This window comes from Flavobacterium pygoscelis (assembly GCF_023162025.1).
Taxonomy (GTDB): domain Bacteria; phylum Bacteroidota; class Bacteroidia; order Flavobacteriales; family Flavobacteriaceae; genus Flavobacterium; species Flavobacterium pygoscelis.
Map to the genome: position 1 here is coordinate 350408 of NZ_JALNUB010000005.1, position 19646 is coordinate 370053.

Sequence of the window (19646 nt, forward strand, 5' to 3'; positions counted from 1 at the left end):
ATCAATTATATACCTAAAATGAGACATACAAGAGTTAAAGACTTACTAAACAGTACCACGACACTTCATGAAGTAAATGCAAAAGGATGGGTGAGAACTTTTAGAAACAATCAATTTATTGCTTTAAATGATGGTTCTACGATTGATAATATTCAATGTGTAGTCGATTTTGAAAACACGCCAGACGAAACCTTGAAGAGAATTACTACTGGAGCTGCTATATCGGTAACAGGAACTTTGATCGAAAGTAAAGGTGCTGGACAGAAATTTGAGATTCAAGTAGCAAAACTAGAAATTCTTGGAGATTCAGATGCGGAGAAATTCCCAATACAACCTAAAAACAAACCAAGTCTTGATTTCTTGCGTGAAAATGCGCATTTAAGAGTTAGAACAAATATGTTTGGAGCCATTATGAGAGTGCGTTCAGTATTGTCGTATGCGGTTCATAGTTACTTTCAACAAAAGGGTTTTGTATACGTAAATACACCAATTATTACCGGATCTGATGCTGAAGGCGCTGGAGAAATGTTTAAAGTAACGGCGCTACCATTTGACGGAACACCAAGAACCGAAGATGGGAAAGTAGATTACAAAGAAGATTTTTTTGGAAAAGAAACCAACTTGACGGTTTCTGGACAATTAGAAGGAGAAACTTTTGCAATGGCTTTAGGTCAGATTTATACTTTTGGACCAACTTTTAGAGCAGAGAATTCAAATACTTCTCGTCACCTTGCTGAATTTTGGATGATTGAGCCAGAAGTCGCTTTTAATGATTTGAATGACAATATGGATTTGGCTGAAGATTTTATTCAGTATGTTATTAAATATACGATGGATAAATGTCCTGAGGATTTAAAATTCTTAGAAGGCCGTTTATTAGATGAAGAAAAATCGAAACCAGCTGCTGAAAGAAGCGAAATGCCTCTTTTAGAAAAATTAAATTTTGTCCTTGAAAATAATTTCAAACGTGTTTCTTATACAGAAGCGATTGATATTTTAAGAGAATGTACGCCAAATAAAAAGAAAAAATTCAACTATATCATTAACGAATGGGGTGCTGACTTACAATCAGAACACGAGCGTTATTTAGTTGAAAAACACTTTAAATGTCCGGTAATCTTGTTTGATTATCCTGCGAATATCAAAGCATTTTACATGCGTTTGAATGAAGATGGAAAAACAGTTCGTGCAATGGATATCCTTTTCCCTGGAATTGGAGAAATCGTAGGTGGATCTCAAAGAGAAGAGCGTTTTGATGTTTTGGTTGAAAAAATGAAAGCTTTAGGAATTGACGAAGAAGAATTATGGTGGTATTTAGACACTAGACGTTTTGGATCTGCAGTTCACTCTGGCTTTGGTCTTGGATTCGAGAGATTGGTTCTTTTTGTTACGGGAATGACAAACATTAGAGATGTAATTCCTTTTCCTAGAACACCACAAAACGCTGAATTTTAATTTTCACAGCTCAATTTGATCAGACACTAATTCTTTCTTATTGATAAGTAAATTTGCCACAAAGGCTCTAAGACACTAAGCTTCTTTTAAATTTTGGAAAGAATGTATTAGATAAACGAAGCTTGCTTTTGAAACAATAAAAACATTTATTAGGATTAAAGAAAAGTAATCAATGAATTGGTGTACAATAATAACTAATGAATATGATTACAGAGAGAACAGAAGAAATAGCTAAAATAATAGTAAATTCAGCCTATAGAGTTCATAAAGAATTAGGACCTGGTTTACTAGAAAGAGTCTATGAAGTTTGTTTAGCTCATGAAATCAGTAAAGTTGGACTGAATGTAAAAAGACAAATAGATAAACCGATCGTTTATGACGGTATTGAATTTAGCGAAGGTTTACGACTTGATTTATTAGTTGAAGATTGTATTATTGTAGAGATAAAAGCAGTTGAAACAATAAATCCTGTATGGCAAGCTCAAATTATTAGCCATTTGAAACTTCTAAACAAAGAAATTGGTTTTTTGATTAATTTCAATGTACCATTAATAAAAAGTGGTATTAAAAGATTCATTAACACAAAAAATAATTATTAGAAGGCGATAAAATTATTAAATAAAACTTTTCGCCTTAGTGGCCAAAAAAACAAACAAATTATTGCCTTTATAAATAGAAAAATTAGATAAAAACTTTGCGCCTTTGCGTCTTAGTGGCAAAAAAAACAAACAAATTAGTGCCTTTATAAATAGAAAAATTAAATAAAAACTTTGCGCCTTTGCGTCTTAGTGGCAAAAAAACAAACAAATTAGTGCCTTTATAAATAGAAAAATTAAATAAAAACTTTGCGCCTTTGCGTCTTAGTGGCAAAAAACAAATAAATTAGTGCCTTATTATGCTAAAGCAATTCTTAAATTTAAAATTATCACAGAAATTATCTCCTCAACAAATTCAGTTGATGAAGCTAATTCAATTGCCTACGCAAGCTTTTGAACAACGTTTGTTAGAAGAAATGAACGAAAATCCCGCTCTTGAAGCTGGAAAAGAAGAAGATGAGTTTGAAAATGACGAGTTTGAAAACGAAGATTACGATGATTATGATGACGCCGAATCAGAGCGAATCGATGCAGAAGACATTAACATCGACGAATATCTAAGTAACGACGAAACTCCAGATTATAAAACGCAAGCCAATAATTATAGTGACGACGATGAAGATCGTGAAACGCCATTTGCAGCGCCAGTAAGTTTTCACCAAGATTTAATTAATCAATTGAACACTTTCATATTAAATGATGAAGAACGTGAAATTGCAGAATTTTTAGTGGGAAGTATTGACGATATGGGATACATTCGTCGCAGTGTACCTGATATGGTAGATGATATGGCATTTACGCAAGGTATTTACACTGATGAGAAGATGGTCGAAAAAATGATGCAAGTCATTCATGAACTAGAACCTTCGGGTGTTGGAGCGCGCGATTTACAAGAATGTTTATTGTTGCAATTAAAACATAAAACGCCAACGGAATATGTAGAACTTGCCACTGATATCATCGAGAATCAGTTTGATGCCTTTACTAAGAAACATTACGATAAGTTAATTCAAAAATATAGCGTTTCGAACGAGCAACTTAAAAAAGCGGTTCATGAAATAGAAAAACTAAATCCAAAACCAGGTGGCGCATTTACTGGAAACAATAAAATTACCGAAAATGTTGTCCCTGATTTCGCTATTAGAATTGTCGATGGCGAATTAGAATTAACTTTAAATGGTAGAAATGCTCCTTCCCTACACGTTTCTAAAGATTACCAGGAAATGATGCAGACCTATAAGGATTCTCGCGATAAATCAGCACAGCAAAAAGATGCGGTTCAGTTTATCAAACAAAAATTAGACTCGGCCAAATGGTTTATTGATGCGATACGCCAACGTCAGGAAACACTTTTTGTTACGATGAATGCAATTATGCATTATCAAGAAGAATTTTTCTTAGATGGTGATGAAACCAAATTGAAACCGATGATTTTAAAGGACATCGCTGATATGGTAGGTCTTGATATTTCGACAATTTCACGTGTGGCCAACAGCAAATATGTAGAAACGCCTTATGGAACGAAATTAATCAAAGAATTTTTCTCTGAAGCGATGAAAAATGATCAGGGTGAAGATGTATCTACCTTAGAAATCAAGAAGATTCTTCAAAATACGATTGAGGAAGAAGATAAGAAAAAACCTCTTCCGGATGATCAATTGGCTGAAATCCTAAAAGAAAAAGGGTATCCTATTGCCAGAAGAACCATTGCAAAATATAGAGAACAACTCGATATTCCTGTAGCGAGAATGAGAAAGAAAATGTAAGATTGCCTATTTGAGATTTAGTGTTGACAAATAAAATAATACTTATTATATATTTATTGTGCCGTTTTTCTCTAAAGCAATTCAAAAAAATAATGTTTCTATAAAATAAAAAACCCTTTCAGAATTTAAAATTCTGAAAGGGTTTTTTATTTTATCCACTTTTATATTTCAATCTAGTTCCGCTTCGCACTTCTTGGTTGAGTTTTACTTCTCTTGATCTTTTCGCATGGCATGATAATAAGCTGCACGACTTAGCGGTTCGTATTCTTCGGTTTCACCAAGCATTACCAATTTATCATTATCCGTTTTACGAAAACTATAATTGGCTAAATTTCCGGTGCGCGTACATACGGCATGAACTTTAGTTACATATTCGGCAGTTGCCATAAGCGCAGGCATTGGACCAAAAGGGTTGCCTTTAAAATCCATGTCTAAACCAGCTACAATAACACGGATTCCTTGATTAGCCAAATCGTTGCAAATTTTCACGATTTCGTCATCAAAAAACTGAGCTTCATCAATACCAACTACATCGCAACCTTGCGCTAAAATAGCAATATTTGCAGCAGCAGGAACTGGTGTAGAGCGAATTTCATTAGCATCATGCGAAACGACCATTTCTTCGTCATAGCGGGTGTCAATAGCAGGTTTAAAAATTTCAACTTTTTGTTTAGCAAATTGTGCTCTTTTGAGACGACGAATCAATTCTTCGGTTTTACCCGAAAACATAGATCCGCAAATGACTTCAATCCAGCCGAACTGCTCTTTATGATTTACTGTATTTTCGAGAAACATTTTGTATTTTTCTGACTTAAAAAATGAATAGTTTTTATTACTTTGTAATAGAGAAATCGACTTAAAAATTTTATACTTTTACGTCGTTTCAAAAGTATGACATTTTTATTAAAAGGTCGCTTCTTCCACTAGCTAAAATAAAACTCCGGAAGGAATATATCGAAAAGACCCGCCTAACACACTACAATTTCAAAGTTATGAAAAAAAAATTGGAAGCTGATCTCATCAGCATTGCGCACAGAGTATTACAGTTAAAAAATAAATCTGACATCAATCAATTATATTTAGAAACACAGAAATTATACGAAAAATTGGCTGTTCTAAGATTTGTAGAAGATCATTTTAGCGAAGCAAAACCCACCATTGGATATTCAGAGATTTCAAAAGAAATCGAATCTATTTTTGAAAATCCCAGTTTAGAATCAGAGTCGATCCATGCAATAGAAGAAAATCCTATTGAAGAAAACGCTGAAGTTGAAATAGAAAAGGAAGAAGAAAACGCTATTCAAGAAAATAATGAAGTTGTATTAGAAAAGCAAGAGGAAAAAACTTCTTTATCTAGTGAAAATCCAACAGAAGAATTACCTTCAATTGAAGCAATAGAGGAAACTGAAAATATCACAGAAGAATCAGAAGAAAATACTTTTGAAACTACAGAAGAAGAAACTATTAACGAAGCCGTTGAAGAAACTGAAGAAGAAACTAAAACAGAAATTACACAAGAAAATGCAGCACCGATAATCACAGAATCGGAAAATACTCCTTTTGTTCCTGCTTTCGAAATATCACCTGTTGAAGAAGTCGAAACAGAACTAGAAACACCAAAGAAATCAGATGTTGTACAAATATCATTTGAAGAACTATTAGGAGGAAATTATCATGATACCTTATTTGTAAAAAAAGATCAAGTACAAAACGCGGCTGCTGTGATTGAAACACCAATACCCGCTGAAGATAAAAAAACAGCCGGTTTAAAAACCAATATTATTGAAGCTGAAGTAGCTGAGCAATCAGAACCAAAAACAGTCTCTCTTAATGATAAGTTATCCAAAGGAATAAATATCGATTTAAACGATAGATTGGCTTTTATAAAACATCTTTTTGGAAATAGCAGCGAGGATTATAATCGCGTTTTAAGCCAATTAATCACCTTTAATACCTTTTACGAAACAAGAGATTTTGTTCAGGAAATGGTAAAACCAGATTACAACAATTGGGACGGAAAACAAGAATATGAAGACCGTTTTATGGATATTATTGAGAAAAAATTCTTGTAATTTATTATTAAATTCAATGAAAAGGAATTTTAACAAATTTAGAAGAACTGAAATTTGTAATTAATTATCTAACTATGTCAAAATTATATATCGTTCCTACGCCTATCGGCAATCTCGAAGACATGACTTTTCGAGCGATTCGAATTCTTAAAGAAGTCGATTTGATCCTTGCAGAAGATACGCGTACGAGCGGAAAGTTACTGAAGCATTTTGAAATTGGCACACACATGCACAGCCATCACATGCATAATGAACATAAAACAGTTGAGAATTTAATTTCTAGATTAAAAGCAGGAGAAACAATTGCATTAATTTCTGATGCTGGAACTCCAGCGATATCAGATCCTGGGTTTTTACTGACTCGTGCCTGTGTAGAAAACGGAATCACTGTAGAATGTTTGCCCGGCGCCACTGCTTTTGTACCTGCATTAGTAAATAGTGGCTTGCCGAATGATAAATTTATTTTCGAAGGTTTTTTACCCGAAAAGAAAGGACGCCAAACTCGTTACTTAGAATTAGCTGAAGAAACTAGAACGATGATTCTCTATGTTTCCCCTCATAAATTAGTAAAAACACTAGCTGAATTTGTTACTTACTTTGGTGAGGATCGCCAAATTTGTGTTTCTAGAGAACTATCAAAATTACACGAAGAAAACCGAAGAGGTACAGCAAAAGAAGTTTTGGCCCATTTTGAAAAAACGCCTCCAAGAGGAGAAATTGTAGTAGTGGTTGCCGGGAAAACCATCGTTAAAGAAGCTAAAAAATCTAAATTTTCACCAGATGAAGAAATATGAATAAAGAGAAAATTATAATAATTGGTGCTGGATTATCGGGTGTAATGATTGCCTATTTGCTTCAAAAAAAAGGCTATAATATAACTATTTTAGAAGCAGACAAACGCATTGGTGGACGTATAGAAACTCTTAAGGGTTCTAGCGGAGCAACAATGGAAATGGGAGCCACTTGGTTCAGTAAACCACATCAAAATCTTATTGCATTATTAGAGGAATTCGAAATACCTTATTTTAAGCAACATACTAAAGGTATCTCCTTTTTTGAAACGATGTCGTTTGTTCCTCCACAAAGATTTGAAATTTCGGATGCCGAAGAACCTTCCTTTAGAATAGTGGGTGGAACAGCCAAATTAATTGAAAAATTAATTACTAAAGTTGGCTTAGAAAATATTAAAACCAAATCTAAAGTAACGGCTGTAAAAGAAATTGAAAATTATATAGAAATTACAGATTCTAACGGAATTAAACACACAGCAACAAAGATTATCAGTACTTTGCCTCCGCATTTGTTAGTTCAAACTATACAATTCGAACCTCATTTGCCAGAAAAAATTCAGCGATTAGCCAAAAAAACACATACTTGGATGGGCGAATCGATAAAATTTGCGGTTGAATATGCCAATCCATTTTGGAAAGAAAATAATTATTCAGGCACACTTTTCAGTCAAGCCAGTATCATTCAAGAAATGTATGATCACAGCAACAATGACAATAAAGGATTCGCGCTCAAAGGATTTCTAAATGGCGGCACTTATACACTCACTAAAGAGCAACGAGAAGAAAAAGTAATACTTCAATTGACAAAAGTCTTTGGTAAAGAAGCTGCAAATTATGTTGCCTATCACGAAAAAGTATGGCGGGAAGAACCACTCACTTTCTTTCCTTATGAACAACTCGTTTTGGGACATGAAAATAATGGAAATTCCGACTATAACAAACCACTCTGGAACGATAAGTTATATGTTTCTGGTTCAGAAACTGCCTCCCAAAATCCAGGCTATATGGAAGGAGCAATCGTTGCTGCTAGAAATATAGCTACTCAATTTTAATACACTACAAGATGAATATAGCTTCTTTTTTAGAAAAATTAAATAAAAATCCAGAATCGATTGCTTTTACCGAAACGATTGCAGTAATAGAAGAAAACTACACCTTCGAGCCAACAGCATTCGAAAATGGAGTATTACACAATACGGCGGAGGAAAATACTGGTTCTTGCAAATTATTTGCTTTTGCAGAATTACAAAACTTATCTCAGTCAGACACATTATTTTGTTTTGGCGCATATTACTATGACGAAGTTTTAAAAAATCCTGATGGGAACAATCACCAAAACATCCGTAATTTCATGAAAACCGGTTGGGAAGGAATTGCATTTTATGGCAGTCCTTTAAAATTGAAGTAAACTATTTAAGAATTTTGATTTTCAGAATACAAATCTAAAATCAGAAATCGATAATCCTCAATCAAAAATTACATGCGTTGGACAATTCAACCTAAACCTTCCGAAGATAAAATCAAGCATCTGGCGCAGGCCTTAAATGTGGAAGATTTTGTAGCGCAATTATTAATTCAGCGAGGTATTGAAAATTTTGAAGAGGCTAAGGTTTTTTTTCGTCCTTCTCTAGAGCATTTGCACGATCCCTATTTAATGAAAGATATGGAAAAAGCGGTCGAGAGAATTGAAAAAGCAATTCAGAATCAAGAGCGTATTCTTGTTTTTGGCGATTATGATGTAGATGGTACTACGGCAGTTTCGCTTGTTTCTTCTTATCTAAAAAGCTATTATCCTGAAGTAGCTACTTATATTCCGGACCGTTATCAGGAAGGCTATGGCGTTTCCTTTATGGGAATTGACTATGCCGATGACAATGGATTTTCACTAATCATCGCTCTAGACTGTGGTATAAAATCGATTGATCATGTTGCTTACGCAAAAGAACGAAACATCGATTTCATCATTTGTGATCACCACCGTCCAGGAGAAACATTGCCTGATGCGATTGCAGTTCTCGATCCAAAAAGAGAGGATTGCAACTATCCGTATGACGAATTATGCGGTTGCGGAATTGGTTTTAAACTGATTCAGGCTTTAGGAAACAACAGAAGTCAAACCATAGAAGATTTAGTTCCTTACTTAGATTTAGTTGCCGCTGCCATTGCCGCCGACATTGTTCCTATGACTGGTGAAAATCGAGTTTTAGCCCATTTTGGATTACAAGTAATCAATAGCAATCCGAGACCTGGAATTAAGGCTTTGGTGCATCAAATAAAAAAGAAAGTTTTAGATATAACCGATGTGGTTTTTATTATTGCACCGCGAATAAATGCTGCCGGTCGCATCAAACACGGAAATCATGCCGTAGAATTATTAACGGAATTTGATTTTGAACAAGCACAGCAATTCGCTTCTGAAATTGAAGCTTACAACTCGGAACGCAAGGATTTAGATAAATTAATCACTAAAGAGGCACTAAAACAAATTGAAGAAAACAATGAAAAAGAGCGTTTTACATCAGTAGTTTTTCAGGAAGATTGGCACAAAGGAGTAATCGGAATTGTCGCTTCTCGATTAATTGAAACGCATTATCGTCCTACTTTGGTTTTCACAAAAAGTGGCGATAAATATGCTGCATCTGCTCGATCTGTAAAAGGATTTGATGTGTATAATGCACTCGAAGCTTGCTCAGAACATTTAGAACAATTTGGCGGACACATGTATGCTGCCGGAATGACTTTAAAAGAAGAGAACTATCTGTTATTTAAAGAAGCATTTGAAAGAGAGGTTGAAAAAACCATTCATCCTGATATGCTGGTTCCAGAAATTTCTATTGATGCCGAAATTGATTTCTGTGATATTACTCCAAAATTAATCCGAATTTTAAAACAATTCGAACCTTTTGGACCCAAGAATATGACTCCAACTTTTTTAACGAAAGATGTTAAAGACACTGGATACGGAAAACCAATGGGACAAGACGAGGAGCATTTACGTCTTTTTTTGAAACAAAATGGAAGCGAAGGAATCGCAGCAATTGGTTTTGGTTTAGGAGATAAATTTGATTTGACAACAAACCAAAAACCTTTTCAAGTTGCCTACAATATTGACGAAAACGAATGGAACGGAAAAACATCAGTTCAATTAAGATTAAAAAGTATTAAGTAATGAGCACAGAAATAAAGCAAAAAAAAGATCCTTACGCCGCCTTACGTTTTAAAGAATTCAATACTTTTTTACTCCTGCGTTTCGCTATGGTATTTGCTTGGTCGATGCAATTCATTATCATAGAATGGCAAGTGTACAGCATTACCAAAGACCCTCTTTCGTTAGGAATTATAGGATTAATGGAAGTAATTCCAGCTATTTCCTTAGCTTTATTTGCCGGACATGTTGTAGATCAAAAAGAGAAAAAAGGACTACTTGTAAAATGTATTCTCGCTTTTTCAGTCATCAGTTTTGGTTTGTTTTTGCTTACTTGGCCAGTCGTAATTGGCGATATTTCTACACAATCTATTTTATATTCTATTTATTTCTTAGTTTTTTTAGGCGGACTAGTGAGAGCCTTTCTAGGACCAACTATCTTTTCTTTGCTTTCCCTAATAGTTCCCAAAAAAGTATATCCTAATGCAGCAACTTGGAGTAGTTCTGTATGGCAAATTGCCTCAGTTGCTGGGCCAGCGCTAGCGGGATTCTCGATCACGCTTATTGGTGTACATTGGTCGATGTGCACTGTTTTTGCTTGTTCTCTTTTTGCATTATTGGCTTTATCTCAAATAAAGAAAAAACCTATTCTGAATCCTAAAATTGGAGAACCTGTAATGCAGAGTTTATCCGAAGGAATCAAATTTGTATTCAATAACAAAACAGTATTAGGAGCCATTACATTAGATATGGTTGCCGTTCTGTTTGGTGGCGCTATTGCTTTATTACCCATTTTTGCCCAAGATATTTTAAAAGTAGGCCCTGAAGGTTTCGGTTTTCTAAGAGCTGCTCCTGCAGTTGGTGCTTTTTTAACGATGATTATTACAGCTTATGTTCCATTGAGTAAAAATGCAGGACTAAAACTGCTAGCCGCCATATTTGCTTTTGGAATCTGTATTATTGTTTTTGGACTTTCTACTATTTTCTGGGTTTCACTAATCGCATTATTCTTTAGTGGTGTTTTCGATGGAATCTCAGTAGTGATACGTCAAACCATTTTGCAACTAAAAACTCCAGATCACATGCGTGGCCGAGTTTCAGCAGTAAACTCTATGTTCGTAGGCTCTTCAAACGAATTAGGTGCATTCGAAAGTGGATTAACAGCGCGATTAATGGGAACTGTAACTGCGGTTGTTTTTGGCGGAACCATGACTCTTATAGTCGTTTTGACTACTGGAATAATATCACCAACCTTTAGAAAACTAGATTTAAGAAAAGATTTAGAGGAACACGAAAACGGATAATAGTTGTTTTTTATTTAGAATAATTATAAATAATACTTATATTTGCTTCAAATATTTTTTGAAATGCAAACGATAAAACAGATTTATATAAATGATTTTGGAACTTCTTTCTACTGGAGAAAAGAAAACAAAGTCATCGTTGATAAAGTGCAATTGGTCTTTAAAGAAATGGGATTCTACTGTAATAAATTAGAAATCGAACAATTTAAAGAATGTATTATAGAAAGCTATAATGTAAATAGCGAATGTGCAGATTGCGAACTAAAAAGCAAATGCTACAAATTTTTATTGAAAACACCTTTTTCACAAATTGACTTAGCAGTTACTATGCAAGAATTAGACAAGCTTAAAGATCTTGTTGAAGGTACTATATTTAAAATAAATCTTGATGATTATTTGTATGGCGTAGGAATGAATTAGTTATCGTATTTTTTGATTTCAAAATTCTCACCATCAAAAACACCGTAGGTAAAATAGCTAATCCAGTCACCAAGATTAACATATTCAGCATTTTCGCCTACCGAAAGTTTCATCGGTAAATGACGATGACCAAAAACAAGGTAATTATAATGTTTGGTTTCTAATTTTCGCTTTGAATACAAAATAAGCCATTCGTTCTCTTCGCCTAGAAAAGTTACGTCTTCATCGCCAGAAATTAACTTATTTTTAACCGATAGATATTGCGCTAAACGAACACCAATATCGGGATGAACCCAACGAAAAAGCCATTTAAAAAAAGGATTTGTAAATACCTTTTTCATGCGTTTATATCCTAAATCTCCTGGACCTTTTCCGTCACCATGACCGATTAGGAATGTTTTATTTCCAAACGTATATTCTTGATTGTCATGAAAAACAGGGATATTCAATTCTTTTTGAAAATAATCCTCCATCCATAAATCATGATTCCCAACGAAGAAGTATATAGCAATTCCACTGTCTCTAATTTCGGCTAGTTTTCCCAAAACACGAATAAATCCTTTGGGAACAACCGTTTTATATTCAAACCAAAAATCGAACAAATCTCCCAAAATAAAAATAGCTTCTGCGTCTCGTTTTACTTCGTCAAGCCAAGCTACAAATTTTTGTTCTCGAGGAAAACTCAATTCTGGAGTTGGCGCACCAAAGTGTTGATCTGAAGCAAAATATATTTTTTTATTTGGAGTTAATTGCATGAATTTATAGTGTAGATTTCACATTATCAGAAGCATACCATTCAGCAAAAGAAGAATCTGTTTCTTGCAATTTTAAGGAAAAAAGAGCTATTCCATCTGGCAATCTATTGATGATTCTTTTTGAAAAATCAACAACCATATTCTCGCTCGTTGGTTGGTAATCGACCAAAATAACATGATGACCACGAGTAATTAATTCGTTAGCTAATTCTACGTGTGGCGTTGTTCCGTTAAAAACAGTTGCATGATCAAATTGATCTACAATTTCTTCTTTCACAATTTTTTTCAAATCGGTAAAGTCAATGACCATTCCAAATTTAACATTAGAACGATCGGTAATTGGAGATCCTATTACAGTAACAGATAGCTTGTAACTATGCCCGTGAACATTTTTACATTTCCCGTCATAGCCATATAACGCATGTCCGGTCTCAAAACTAAATTGTTTGGTAATTCTTATATTGCTCATCAGACTTTTATTTTAATGCAAATTTAGTGAATAATTAAAGTTCTTTGTCTCTTTTTTTTGCACTCGTATACATCCAATAGGCTAACAAAACTAAAACCACAAAAGGAATAAGAGAACCTATAACAACCCCTATTTGATAGCCGTTGTCTGTGGCATTTTTTAACTTTTCTTCTATGTTTACTTTTTGAACAAGTGTTAGAATTGTGATCATGAGTTATTTTTTGAATTGTAGTAACGCTTTTATAGTAAAATCAGAAAGAACTAATCTACCCGAAATTGCAGCACGTTCTATAAGAAGTGTTGACCAATGTTGAGTTCCTTCCCACAAAACTTTTTTCATTTCTAGTAATGCATCAGGATTATAGCTTGATAATTTTGAACTAAAATCAACAACTGCAGCGTCAAGCTCTAAATCAGTTTCAAAAATCACTGCATACAATCCTTTGCTAAAAGCCCATTGAGCCGATTTCCAGTCTTGTGCTGCCAAAGTCATTTCGGACATGGCATTTTTACCTATTTTTCTAGAAACAGCAGGTTCTATAACAAATGGACCAATTCCTATTGCCAACTCAGAAAGTTTTATAGAAGCATTATTTGTAGCCATAGTATAGTCGCAAGCGCAAGCTATACCAACACCTCCACCAACTGCTTTACCATGGATGCGCCCAATTATAAGTTTAGAACACGATCGCATAGCATTGATTAAATGAGCAAATCCAGAAAAAAACTGAGTTCCTTCTGCTTCATTAGAAACTGCTAAAAGTTCGTCAAAAGAAGCTCCTGCGCAAAAAGCACCTGTACCCTCACTTTGTAAAACTATAACGGAAACTAAAGAATTATTACTTAAATTATTAAATTCAGACGTAAGCCTATCTAGCAATTCTCTAGGAAAAGAATTACTCGAAGGATGACCAAATGTGATGGTTGCTATTTTATTTTCGATGGTTGTATTAAGAGAACCAATAGGACTTTGTGACGACATATCAATTTTTTTTTGAATGTAAAAATACAATTATCAAGAGGAATATGTGTATTTGGGAAGAATTTAAAACAGTACAAAACAAGGCTTCTAAAACACAAAATAAAAAAGGCTCTGCAAAACTGCAAAGCCTTTCATTCTCTTGGTGGTGGAGAATATCGGATTCGAACCGATCACCTCTTGCCTGCCAGGCAAGCACTCTAGCCAAATGAGCTAATCCCCCAATTTCCCACAAATATAGTATAATATTAGATTAAAACTAAAAAATATTTTAAAAGCTAAAGTATATTAATACTAAATAATTTTCTATGCATAAATTAATTATAACTATTAAAGTAACAAACAATAAATTAGCTTTTAACAGAAATAATTGATTTATTCTAAATATTAAAAATTTAAAAATCAGCTTTAAGTGCGCATTTATAATAGTACTCCTTGAAGAAAATGGATACTTAAGTGGCAAATTCGCAACATTGGCAGTATATTCGCAAACTTAAAAAATAAACCGCATAAGACTTTTATAGTTTTACAAATCTATCTATAGTATGAAAAATTTATTCTCTAATCTATTGTTTAAAGTTTTTATTGCCATTGTGTTGGGAATAGTTTTTGGTCTCTATCTTCCGGAATCTGTAAATAGAATTTTCACCACTTTTAATGCTTTTTTTGGACAGTTTTTAAATTTTGCTATTCCATTAATTATAATGGGATTGATAATGCCTTCCATCTCAGATTTAGGAAAAGGTGCTGGCAAACTGCTTTTACTTACTGCTGCTATTGCTTATGGCTCAACTTTATTTTCTGGTTTTATGACTTATTTTGTTGTATCTGATTTTTTTCCACAACTTTTAGATTCTCATGTCAATAATGTTGCTGTAATCGGAAATTCAACATTAGAATTAACTCCTTACTTTACAATTTCAATTCCACCTGCTTTAGATGTGATGACGGCTTTAGTTTTTGCCTTTGTAATAGGATTAGGACTTTCCTATCAAGAGAAGTCAAGCTTAAAATTAGTCGTAAAGGATTTCGAAAAAATCATCATGCAGCTAATAGAAAATGTAATTGTTCCTTTATTACCCTTATTTATATTAGGCATATTTGCAAGCATGTCCTTTAGCGGAAAAGTATTCTCAATTCTCTCCGTTTTTCTCAATATCATCGGTGTTATTTTTGCATTACACATTGTCTTATTACTGCTACAATTCACCATTGCTGGGGTAGTAACAAAAAAGAATCCTTTCAAATTATTACTAACAATGTTGCCTGCATATTTCACAGCACTAGGAACACAATCCTCTGCAGCTACTATTCCTGTTACATTAGAGCAAACAATAAAAAATGGAGTTTCTGAAAAAATAGCAGGGTTTGTCATTCCTTTATGCGCAACCATACATTTGTCTGGAAGTACAATGAAAATCACAGCTTGTGCGATAGCACTAATGATTTTGCAGGGAATGCCGTTTGACTTCGCTCTCTTTGCCGGTTTTATATTTATGTTAGGAATCGCTATGGTTGCTGCGCCTGGAGTTCCTGGAGGAGCAATTATGGCTGCTGTTGGAATATTACAATCGATGTTGGGTTTCAGCGAAGAGATGATTGGTTTAATGATCGCACTATATATTGCAATGGATAGTTTTGGTACCGCCTGTAATGTTACTGGAGATGGAGCAATTGCGCTAATTGTAGATAGAATTACTAAAGAAAAATTAGTAGCTTAAATTATTTAAAAAACAATACTGATTACTAATAGAATTCTAACCAAAACACAATAGATTAAACAAATAAAACCCCAATAATGGGGTTTTATTTGTTTAAAAGAGGCACTAGAAAAAATAGAATACTACAATTGTACAACAATACTTTATTTTATTCTTACTACAATTTTTTCATTGATTCTTTTCTAGATACTAATATTTAACTGTTCCAACTTGTCTCATAATGCGAACAATCTTAGTTTTTCTATTATTAATATAAGAAGAGGAACTCGTAGCCTTAAACTTTCTAGGATTTGGCAAAATAGCAGCGATTCCAGCCGCTTGAATTGGAGTTAGATTAGCGGCATCTTTTCGATACCAATGTTCTGCTGCAGCTTGAGCTCCATAAACACCATCACCCATTTCGATACTATTTAAATATACCTCCATAATGCGTTCTTTACCCCAAATAATTTCTATTAAAACCGTAAAATAAGCTTCTAACCCTTTACGGAGATAACTACGTCCTTGCCATAAAAAAACATTTTTAGCGGTTTGTTGCGATATGGTGCTTCCTCCTTTTATTCTGCGACCTCTTTCGTTACTTTTATATGCTTTATGCATGGCACCAAAATCAAAACCATTATGCTTCAAAAAAGTTCCGTCTTCACTAGCGATAACCGCTTTTTGAAGATTATCTGAGATATTCTTAAGTGGTTCCCAATCATGACTAAAATAAACTTCATTTCCTGCCGTTTTATTTTCTATTGCGCGAATAACCATTAATGGTGTAAACGGAACGGGAACAAACTTATAAAGTACCACGAAAAACAGGGAAATACCAAAAAACCATAAAAGTGCTTTAAATAAAAAACGAGAAATTTTACTTGTAAACGAAGTATCTTCCTTTTTTTTGACGGGTTGTTTTGTTTTTTTAGACGTTGTTTTTGTTGCCATTATATTAAATCTGCTAATTCTGTTCCTACTAAACTTCCTATTGCCACTCCCATTCCTCCTAATCGTACTCCGCAATATACGTTATCTGATAATTGAGAAACAATAGGATTCTTGCGTGCACCTATACCCATTATACCACTCCAGCGATGGGCGATTTTAAATTTTTGGTTCGGCAAAATTACTTCTTTTAATAACTGTTCCAATTTTTTTTGCACAATTTCTGTATGTCCAAATGTAGTAGTGTTTTCTGCCTCAAAATCTAAGTTTCTTCCGCCACCAAGTAAAATACGATTACCAATATTTCTAAAATAATAATATCCTTTATCCAAATGAAAAGTACCTTTTATAACTAAATCTGCAATAGGTTCCGTTATTAAAACTTGCGCTCTAGCAGGAATTACTGCGGCATTGGTTAGCGCATTAGCAAAACCATTTGTCGCAAACAATAATTTCTGGGTTCTAAAAGAAAAGTCTCCCAAAGCAACCTCTACCTCATTTCCTTTATCTAAATATCCTGTTACTGTTTGTTGATTTAAAATCAAAATATTTGCTGAAACTGCTTTTTTCAATAAGGCCTGCATCATATTACCAGTATCAATCTGTGCTTCAAAAGGATTAAAAACTAAATGTTGCTGAATACCCGCAAATCCAAAACGATCCTCTTCTTTAGCAAAAACAGCTACCTTAAAAAGCGGTTTTAAAACACCATTAATAAAAGGGAGCTTTTCAATACATTCTGCATAAGTAGACTCCGCTTCTTTTAAAAAAAGCTCATAGCCTCCATAGGATTTAAAATCCAAAGCAGTGTCGCCGAGTCTTTTTCTTAACAATTGTAGACCAACCCAACGTTTTTTAATAAGATCAATTACCTCTTGCTCCGAATGCGTCTCTAAATCATCAATAATTTCAGAAATACTACCAAAACAGGCAAAACCAGCATTTTTGGTGCTCGCTCCTTGTGGCAAAACTCCTTTTTCTAAAACTAATATTTTTCTCTCTGGAAATCTTTCGCGCAAGCGCAACGCAGCATGTAAGCCCACAATTCCACTGCCAACAACTGTATAATCAACGTTTGTAAACCAGTTTTTCAACTCCCAATAACTCAAATCCATGCCTAAATATTTTTATAAAAATAATAATTTTCAGGAGCTAATCCCTCTATCCGTTGCAATCTTTGTTTTTTTTTCAAACAAAAAACAAAGGATTTACACTAGTATCGGGGCTAAAAAGCATTATTATAAAGCGAGAAAGATCAAAATAAATTGGCTATTTTTATGGTTCGAAATAAAACAACTAATAAAATGAAAAAATTACTATTAATTCCCTTAATAATGATGAGTTTAAACGCAGTGGCGCAAAACGTAATGACGCCGGAATTACTTTGGAAACTAGGAAGGGTAAATCCTTTAGGACTTTCAAACGATGGTAAAAACATTGTTTATCAAGTCACTTTCCCCTCTGTTGCTGAAAACAAATCAGAAACTAAAATGTACACTTTACCAATAAACGGAGGAAGTCCAACTGAAGTAAAGGAAACAAAAACACTTCTAAAAGATAAAAACATTTCTCCAGACGGAAAAAATATTGTTTATAACGAAGAAGTAAAAATAGACAAAGTTCACGGAAAAGATTTTTATCCCGATTTACAAAATTCAAATGCTCAAATATATGACGGATTAGATTATCGTCATTGGGATACTTGGAACGACGGAACATTTAATCATGTTTTTTACAAAGAGAATAAGGAAGGTGCCATTGGAATTGATCTTCTAAAAGGGGAAAATTTCAATAGTCCACAAAAACCATTTGGTGGCGACGAAGACTACATTTGGTCTCCAGACAGCAAAAACATTCTTTATGTATCAAAGAAAAAAGCGGGAACGCAGTATGCAACTTCTACCAATACCGACATATATGAGTACAACTTAGAAACTGGAAAAACGACAAACAGAACCGAGGGAAATCTAGGTTATGATATGGCGCCACAATTCTCACCTACTGGAAATTTGACTTGGTTGCAAATGAAAAGAGATGGTTATGAAGCGGACAAAAATGATTTAATTGTTAGTTTTAAAGGCATGAAAATGAATCTAACTGCCAATTGGGACGGTACAGTAGATAGTTTTATGTGGAGTAAAGACGGAAGCAAAATCTATTTTGTAGCGCCAATCGACGGAACAAAACAATTATTTGAGGTTAACTTTCCTGGTGTAACAAAAATTGCAATCACAGTTCGCCAAATTACTAATGGTGATTTTGATGTGAATGCAATAGTTGGTTTTTCTGGTGATAACGTGATTGTAACTAGAACAGATATGAATCATGCTGCAGAAATTTTTTATTATGATTTAAAGAAAAAAAACTGGAAACAATTATCTAATGTCAACACGAGTACTTACAATTCTTTGGCGTTAAGCAAAACCGAAAGGAGATATGTGACTACAACTGATGGTAAAAAAATGTTAGTTTGGGTTATCCTTCCTCCTAATTTTGATGCTACCAAAAAATATCCTACACTTTTATATTGTCAAGGTGGACCACAGTCTCCCTTAACACAAAGCTATTCTTTCCGTTGGAATTTTCAGTTGATGGCCGCAAACGGATATATAGTTGTGGCGCCAAATCGTCGCGGAATGCAAGGTCATGGTGTCGAGTGGAATGAGCAAATTAGTAAAGACTGGGGCGGACAAGTTATGCAAGACTATCTAGCTGCAATTGATGATGTTGCCAAAGAAAAATATGTAGATGCCAATCGTCTTGGATGTGTTGGTGCTAGTTATGGTGGTTATTCTGCTTTTTATTTAGCTGGAATTCACAACAATCGTTTTAAAACATTTATTGCTCATGATGGGGTTTTTAACACACAAAGTATGTTTGGAACTACCGAAGAAGTATTCTTTAATAATTGGGATTTTGGCGGAGCGTATTGGGAAAAAGACAATGCTATTGCTCAAAAAGCTTACAACGAATTCAACCCGATTAATCATGTAGATAAGTGGAACACTCCAATCTTAATCATACAAGGAGGAAAAGATTTCCGAGTAGCAATTGGACAATCTCAAGAAGCTTTTCAAGCAGCACAATTGCGAGGAATAAAAAGTAGATTTTTGTATTTCCCTGAGGAAAATCACTGGGTATTAAAACCTCAAAATGCTCAAGTTTGGCAAAAAGAATTTTACAAATGGCTTCAAGAAACTTTGTAATACCAACTTTTTTTAAATAAATAAAACCTCACTTTTC

19 protein-coding genes and 1 tRNA gene are annotated in these 19646 nt (G+C 34.1%); 12 read left to right on the forward strand and 8 right to left on the reverse strand.

Going from position 1 to position 19646, the window contains the following annotated elements; all coding sequences use genetic code 11:
* Positions 1 to 18: 18 nt before the first annotated feature.
* From asnS to rpoN, 3 genes are all read left to right on the forward strand, one after another.
* On the forward strand, positions 19 to 1455 hold the full coding sequence (gene asnS / locus MW871_RS10415) for an asparagine--tRNA ligase (protein ID WP_188049016.1): 1437 nt from the start codon (positions 19 to 21) through the stop codon (positions 1453 to 1455).
* A 203-nt stretch (positions 1456 to 1658) separates the two neighbouring features.
* Positions 1659 to 2054, forward strand: a complete 396-nt coding sequence (locus tag MW871_RS10420) for a GxxExxY protein (protein ID WP_248428461.1) — start codon at positions 1659 to 1661, stop codon at positions 2052 to 2054.
* Between the two features lie 296 nt (positions 2055 to 2350).
* Positions 2351 to 3817 (forward strand): RNA polymerase factor sigma-54, encoded by a 1467-nt coding sequence (gene rpoN / locus MW871_RS10425; protein WP_210644799.1) that lies wholly within the window; start codon positions 2351 to 2353, stop codon positions 3815 to 3817.
* Positions 3818 to 4021: 204 nt separating this feature from the next.
* On the opposite strand, the gene MW871_RS10430 is transcribed toward rpoN, so the two are convergent.
* Positions 4022 to 4612, reverse strand: coding sequence for a thymidine kinase (locus MW871_RS10430; RefSeq protein WP_188049018.1), 591 nt, complete (start codon positions 4610 to 4612; stop codon positions 4022 to 4024).
* Positions 4613 to 4809: 197 nt separating this feature from the next.
* On the opposite strand from MW871_RS10430, the gene MW871_RS10435 reads away from it, so the two are divergent.
* The 7 genes from MW871_RS10435 to MW871_RS10465 all read left to right on the forward strand — a co-directional run bounded on the left by MW871_RS10435 (position 4810) and on the right by MW871_RS10465 (position 11549).
* Complete coding sequence (locus tag MW871_RS10435; RefSeq protein WP_248428462.1) at positions 4810 to 5889, forward strand: hypothetical protein; 1080 nt, start codon at positions 4810 to 4812, stop codon at positions 5887 to 5889.
* 74 nt (positions 5890 to 5963) lie between these two features.
* The gene (rsmI, locus tag MW871_RS10440) at positions 5964 to 6683 is read left to right on the forward strand and encodes a 16S rRNA (cytidine(1402)-2'-O)-methyltransferase (protein WP_188049020.1); all 720 of its coding nucleotides are present in this window, start codon (positions 5964 to 5966) and stop codon (positions 6681 to 6683) included.
* Positions 6680 to 7732, forward strand: coding sequence for a flavin monoamine oxidase family protein (locus MW871_RS10445; RefSeq protein ID WP_248428463.1), 1053 nt, complete (start codon positions 6680 to 6682; stop codon positions 7730 to 7732). The genes rsmI and MW871_RS10445 overlap by 4 nt, the downstream gene beginning before the upstream one ends.
* An 11-nt stretch (positions 7733 to 7743) precedes the next feature.
* Positions 7744 to 8088 (forward strand): HopJ type III effector protein, encoded by a 345-nt coding sequence (locus MW871_RS10450; protein ID WP_248428464.1) that lies wholly within the window; start codon positions 7744 to 7746, stop codon positions 8086 to 8088.
* Between the two features lie 72 nt (positions 8089 to 8160).
* On the forward strand, positions 8161 to 9849 hold the full coding sequence (gene recJ, locus MW871_RS10455) for a single-stranded-DNA-specific exonuclease RecJ (RefSeq protein ID WP_248428465.1): 1689 nt from the start codon (positions 8161 to 8163) through the stop codon (positions 9847 to 9849).
* Positions 9849 to 11129, forward strand: coding sequence for an MFS transporter (locus tag MW871_RS10460; RefSeq protein WP_248428466.1), 1281 nt, complete (start codon positions 9849 to 9851; stop codon positions 11127 to 11129). Before recJ ends, MW871_RS10460 begins: the two co-directional genes overlap by 1 nt.
* Before the next feature lie 63 nt (positions 11130 to 11192).
* The gene (locus MW871_RS10465; protein WP_248428467.1) at positions 11193 to 11549 is read left to right on the forward strand and encodes a hypothetical protein; all 357 of its coding nucleotides are present in this window, start codon (positions 11193 to 11195) and stop codon (positions 11547 to 11549) included.
* On the opposite strand, the gene MW871_RS10470 is transcribed toward MW871_RS10465, so the two are convergent.
* The 5 genes from MW871_RS10470 to MW871_RS10490 form a co-directional block, all read right to left on the reverse strand.
* Positions 11546 to 12304, reverse strand: a complete 759-nt coding sequence (locus tag MW871_RS10470; RefSeq protein ID WP_248428468.1) for a UDP-2,3-diacylglucosamine diphosphatase — start codon at positions 12302 to 12304, stop codon at positions 11546 to 11548. The two genes, MW871_RS10465 and MW871_RS10470, sit on opposite strands and share 4 nt — an antisense overlap.
* Before the next feature lie 4 nt (positions 12305 to 12308).
* Positions 12309 to 12773, reverse strand: coding sequence for a 6-pyruvoyl trahydropterin synthase family protein (locus tag MW871_RS10475; RefSeq protein WP_188049027.1), 465 nt, complete (start codon positions 12771 to 12773; stop codon positions 12309 to 12311).
* Between the two features lie 34 nt (positions 12774 to 12807).
* Entirely contained in the window at positions 12808 to 12984 is a 177-nt protein-coding gene (locus MW871_RS10480) for a hypothetical protein (RefSeq protein ID WP_188049028.1), read from the reverse strand.
* 3 nt (positions 12985 to 12987) lie between these two features.
* Entirely contained in the window at positions 12988 to 13755 is a 768-nt protein-coding gene (locus MW871_RS10485) for an enoyl-CoA hydratase/isomerase family protein (RefSeq protein WP_248428469.1), read from the reverse strand.
* Between the two features lie 143 nt (positions 13756 to 13898).
* Positions 13899 to 13975 (reverse strand) — tRNA-Ala (locus MW871_RS10490).
* Positions 13976 to 14297: 322 nt separating this feature from the next.
* On the opposite strand from MW871_RS10490, the gene MW871_RS10495 reads away from it, so the two are divergent.
* Complete coding sequence (locus MW871_RS10495; RefSeq protein WP_248428470.1) at positions 14298 to 15473, forward strand: dicarboxylate/amino acid:cation symporter; 1176 nt, start codon at positions 14298 to 14300, stop codon at positions 15471 to 15473.
* Between the two features lie 189 nt (positions 15474 to 15662).
* Here the strand turns inward: MW871_RS10495 and mtgA are convergent, their stop codons facing one another.
* Together mtgA and MW871_RS10505 are read right to left on the reverse strand one after the other, a co-directional pair.
* A complete protein-coding gene (gene mtgA / locus MW871_RS10500; RefSeq protein ID WP_210644823.1) occupies positions 15663 to 16406 on the reverse strand; it encodes a monofunctional biosynthetic peptidoglycan transglycosylase in 744 nt (247 codons plus the stop codon).
* Complete coding sequence (locus tag MW871_RS10505; protein WP_248428471.1) at positions 16406 to 17518, reverse strand: NAD(P)/FAD-dependent oxidoreductase; 1113 nt, start codon at positions 17516 to 17518, stop codon at positions 16406 to 16408. Before MW871_RS10505 ends, mtgA begins: the two co-directional genes overlap by 1 nt.
* Before the next feature lie 189 nt (positions 17519 to 17707).
* Between MW871_RS10505 and MW871_RS10510 the strand changes: the two genes are divergently transcribed.
* Complete coding sequence (locus MW871_RS10510) at positions 17708 to 19609, forward strand: S9 family peptidase (RefSeq protein WP_248428472.1); 1902 nt, start codon at positions 17708 to 17710, stop codon at positions 19607 to 19609.
* Positions 19610 to 19646: the final 37 nt, after the last annotated feature.

Bases quoted from the DNA above. Each gene is read 5' to 3' on its own strand.
- MW871_RS10430 (WP_188049018.1), bottom strand. From the start codon at position 4,612: ATGTTTCTCGAAAATACAGTAAATCATAAAGAGCAGTTCGGCTGGATT.
- MW871_RS10485 (WP_248428469.1), bottom strand. From the start codon at position 13,755: ATGTCGTCACAAAGTCCTATTGGTTCTCTTAATACAACCATCGAAAAT.
- MW871_RS10465 (WP_248428467.1), top strand. From the start codon at position 11,193: ATGCAAACGATAAAACAGATTTATATAAATGATTTTGGAACTTCTTTC.
- MW871_RS10450 (WP_248428464.1), top strand. From the start codon at position 7,744: ATGAATATAGCTTCTTTTTTAGAAAAATTAAATAAAAATCCAGAATCG.
- mtgA (WP_210644823.1), bottom strand. From the start codon at position 16,406: ATGGCAACAAAAACAACGTCTAAAAAAACAAAACAACCCGTCAAAAAA.
- asnS (WP_188049016.1), top strand. From the start codon at position 19: ATGAGACATACAAGAGTTAAAGACTTACTAAACAGTACCACGACACTT.
- MW871_RS10470 (WP_248428468.1), bottom strand. From the start codon at position 12,304: ATGCAATTAACTCCAAATAAAAAAATATATTTTGCTTCAGATCAACAC.
- MW871_RS10475 (WP_188049027.1), bottom strand. From the start codon at position 12,773: ATGAGCAATATAAGAATTACCAAACAATTTAGTTTTGAGACCGGACAT.
- MW871_RS10445 (WP_248428463.1), top strand. From the start codon at position 6,680: ATGAATAAAGAGAAAATTATAATAATTGGTGCTGGATTATCGGGTGTA.
- rsmI (WP_188049020.1), top strand. From the start codon at position 5,964: ATGTCAAAATTATATATCGTTCCTACGCCTATCGGCAATCTCGAAGAC.
- MW871_RS10510 (WP_248428472.1), top strand. From the start codon at position 17,708: ATGAAAAAATTACTATTAATTCCCTTAATAATGATGAGTTTAAACGCA.
- MW871_RS10495 (WP_248428470.1), top strand. From the start codon at position 14,298: ATGAAAAATTTATTCTCTAATCTATTGTTTAAAGTTTTTATTGCCATT.
- recJ (WP_248428465.1), top strand. From the start codon at position 8,161: ATGCGTTGGACAATTCAACCTAAACCTTCCGAAGATAAAATCAAGCAT.
- MW871_RS10480 (WP_188049028.1), bottom strand. From the start codon at position 12,984: ATGATCACAATTCTAACACTTGTTCAAAAAGTAAACATAGAAGAAAAG.
- rpoN (WP_210644799.1), top strand. From the start codon at position 2,351: ATGCTAAAGCAATTCTTAAATTTAAAATTATCACAGAAATTATCTCCT.
- MW871_RS10460 (WP_248428466.1), top strand. From the start codon at position 9,849: ATGAGCACAGAAATAAAGCAAAAAAAAGATCCTTACGCCGCCTTACGT.
- MW871_RS10505 (WP_248428471.1), bottom strand. From the start codon at position 17,518: ATGGATTTGAGTTATTGGGAGTTGAAAAACTGGTTTACAAACGTTGAT.
- MW871_RS10435 (WP_248428462.1), top strand. From the start codon at position 4,810: ATGAAAAAAAAATTGGAAGCTGATCTCATCAGCATTGCGCACAGAGTA.
- MW871_RS10420 (WP_248428461.1), top strand. From the start codon at position 1,659: ATGATTACAGAGAGAACAGAAGAAATAGCTAAAATAATAGTAAATTCA.